The 3,423-nt window shown below is 35.8% G+C and carries 3 protein-coding genes; 1 reads left to right on the plus strand and 2 read right to left on the minus strand.

Annotated features, from left to right (window positions below):
* The first annotated feature begins 557 nt into the window (after window positions 1-557).
* Entirely contained in the window at window positions 558-1,967 is a 1,410-nt protein-coding gene (locus tag ACY65O_RS04135; protein ID WP_462219583.1) for a T9SS type A sorting domain-containing protein, read from the plus strand.
* 412 nt (window positions 1,968-2,379) lie between these two features.
* On the opposite strand, the gene ACY65O_RS04140 is transcribed toward ACY65O_RS04135, so the two are convergent.
* A complete protein-coding gene (locus ACY65O_RS04140) occupies window positions 2,380-2,931 on the minus strand; it encodes a hypothetical protein (protein ID WP_462219584.1) in 552 nt (183 codons plus the stop codon).
* 111 nt (window positions 2,932-3,042) lie between these two features.
* Window positions 3,043-3,318 (minus strand): helix-turn-helix domain-containing protein, encoded by a 276-nt coding sequence (locus ACY65O_RS04145; protein ID WP_462219585.1) that lies wholly within the window; start codon window positions 3,316-3,318, stop codon window positions 3,043-3,045.
* Window positions 3,319-3,423: the final 105 nt, after the last annotated feature.

Here is a 3,423-nt window from a genome sequence, read left to right on the forward strand (position 1 = left end):
TTTATGTTCCGCCAGGAACATTTTACAGGTAGCAAAAATTTATACAATTGTTTTTACGTTCCGGCGGAACGTATTATGTCCTTGCCAGGCAATATTTATTAAAGGCGGTATTACAAATTGTGTTCACTCAAAAAAAGCACAAACCGTTCCCAAGGAACGAAAATCCAATCATCAACATTTCAGCTACCCATAAATTGTTCCGCTGGAAAAAGTAAAATCTTCCGAACAGTTGTGCAGGTACTACCGGCAGCAAAGCTAACGCAGTGGCGTTGGCACACTCTGCCACAATGCTTACGCTGCATAACGTACACCGGCGGTGAATGGGTTTCGGGTTACCAAGAGCGTAGAAAAATAATTAAAAATAAACAATACTGTTTTTTTTGATTTCTCAATTAAGTTATTTACTTTTACGGCCATATCTGTTTTACTGCACCCATATTCCCATGAACAATTCTTTCTAATTTCTTATTTTGAATTACCATCAGTATCTTCTCGAAAAAAATAATTAACCCCTTTAATTATTTGTATTTTTTTTTAATCACATAAAACCTAACGTTATGGTACACTTTCTATTTACTTTTATTAAGCAAAACGTAAGAAAGGCCCTGGTTGCCCTTTTTTTACTCTCCGGAACATTTATTCAGGCGCAAGGTCCGGTAGCGGGTTATGACTATCTGGGTGCTTGTAATGGTCACAATTATTACATTTCGCAAGCTTTTGTTTTTGGCATCAACATTAATGGTGTAGTTGCGGATTTTCAATCTAAAACTGCTGTTCCTGACGACCAGGTTTATGCGGCAGCCATTGTAAATGCAGCAGAAAACACTTGTGTCACTAATCTTATGCTGGCTTATAACATTGCCCATTATGGGGGCAACGGTATGTCCTATGGTACAGACTGGCGTAATTTTCGCAACCCCTGGATTGGGTTAACAGATGCGGCTGTAGAAAATAATTTTGTATGGTCCAATGGCCAACCTAATTGCGAAGATTTCAGGAACTGGAATGTAGGCGAACCAAACAATCATGCAGGAACTTTTTCTAATGGTGAAGATTATACCCAGCTGCTTGTAATGATGTCATATCCCTATAATGGTGGAACAAACGATCCTTTAGGTAAATGGAACGACTGGTTTAATCAATTTATGATATCTCAGATTAACGAAAACCTCGGACCAACTACACTTCCTGTTATCATAGAAGTAGGCCCGGCTGACTGTGCACCTGTTGTTCGTGGTAATCTGGGATGCAGCCATGGGTATTGGAAAAATGCTAAAGATGCCGCCTGGACTGGTGCAGGTTACAGCAGAACACAAACATTCTCCGGTGTGTTCAATATAACCAATGGTCGTAGTGTTATTACACTGGGAGTAACTACTCTTCAAAATGCGCTTGAACTTGGTGGTGGCGGATACAACAACCTTGCCCGCCAGGGTGTAGCTGGATTGTTAAATGCCGGAAGAGGCTTTTATCCTTATACGGTTGCAGAAGTATGGACAGCAGTTAGAAATATGTTCAACACCGGTGCAGCTTCTTTACCAAATGTAACCGTAAATGCTACCACTTATGTTGGTGGATCGTTTACAGATGCCGGTTCACTTGCTACTTATCTTGATCAATTAAACAACATTGGTTGTCCTTTAAATAATAAAGGCGAAGTGATTACCTCAAGTTCCACATCCGCTTCAGTTGTTGCTGAAGGTATTTCCTTAATTTCTGAAAAGAGTTTTGCCATCAGTGGTTATCCTAATCCGTCCAAAGCAGGTTTTAATGTGTTGATTGATGGCATTTCAACCGAAAAAAGCAGTATCAGAATTACTGATATAAATGGGAGGGTAATAGAACAACGTTCTAACATTGCTTCCAACGGGGTTGTAAAAATTGGTAACAATTACCGTGCAGGTATATATTATTTAGAAGTGATGCAGGGGGCTAATAAAAAGCAATTAAAACTGGTTAAGCTTTAATTCTTTAATATAAAAAAATAAATTTTAAAGAGGCTGTCTCAAAAGTACCAGCGATTATAATATTGAGGTCATCTAAATATTACAATTGCTGGCAAACAAATCTGTAAACATTTCGATAAACTCAATGTTACAGATTTGTTTGTTTTTGAGACAGCCTGTTTAAAATTTAAAGGGGTCATTGATTTTACTTTTATTGTAAAAAAAATGTCATACAGGTGAATTTTTTGGCCGGGGCAAAATACCTGGTGCGTAACGTTGATACGAAGAGGGATGTTTGGAATTAATAAATATAAACGAAAGAGTTTTGGAGTACTGTAGTTTGAGTGCAGAGAACAAGATGCGGCGTTGGTACGCTATGCTGCTATGCTTACGCTGCATATTAAACGCAAACGAGGATGTTAATAGTTCGTTTTCAACTTGTATCTTTGATTTCTCTTATTTTTTTGTGAACAATCTCTCCTTCAGAAAGTCGATACAAGGACGTATAAGCTTTAATATTAGGGATCCACTTTACTCCTCCTTGGCCAGATCCTATTAGTTCTTTTATTCCTAAGTCTATAGTAGATGTGCCATCAAGATTTGGTATGAATTCAATTTTAGGTTTTGAGCTAAAGTAGACTGATTGGATTTTTTTATGTGCTAAACTGGATGTTATTATTATCCTTTTGTTTGTCAGTCCATAAAAAGTTTTTTTTCTTAATTCAGCGTCAATGAAAAATCTCCCCAATCCTAATACAATCAAGCCTGAAAAGAAAATAATCCCAATTGGGATTGCTATCATTATTGAAATTTGTGCCAGTAATTTAATCGCAATGTATGTAAATATGAAAAATGCTAAAATAAATATAGTTTTAAAAATATCACTAATCTCGAAAACAATTCCCTTTTTAGGTTGCCCTGCCCAAATCAAAACTTCATCAGATTCTAAATATTGTTTTAGTTGATTAGCGGCTAAACTTTCCATACATTCTTAATTTTTTTTAGCCGTTTTTATCTTGAATCGGCAAAAAGTAATTCAATTTCCATTATTAATTCTACACTGTCGAGGCACATATAAATTTTAATTGGTCAGGGTTTATTTTTTTTGGCTCATCTGTTTAATTAGCGGTTTAAATTTTTCATCAATATGCTGTTTAAACCATTCGTCAATTATGTCTTTTCTAAAACGCCATTCTTTTCCAATTTTGGCAGCTGGAATTTTGCCCGTTTGAGCCCATATATAAATTGTTTGCGGTTGCATTTTTAAATACTTAGCAACTTCTTCCAATGTCATTATTTCTTCCATAAAATATTTCAAAAAGTAAAAGCAACTATAAAATTGAAAATTACGCCAAACAATATTTCTTATCAATTTCCGGTAAATAATTTTCCTATTGATCCAATTAATGTAGCATAAATATTAGTTTGTGTGCTTTCCCTGAATATTTCAAAGGGCATATCTTTAGTGCCAATAAAT

The sequence above is a fragment of the Ferruginibacter sp. genome (assembly GCF_031430955.1).
Classification (GTDB): Bacteria; Bacteroidota; Bacteroidia; order Chitinophagales; family Chitinophagaceae; genus Ferruginibacter.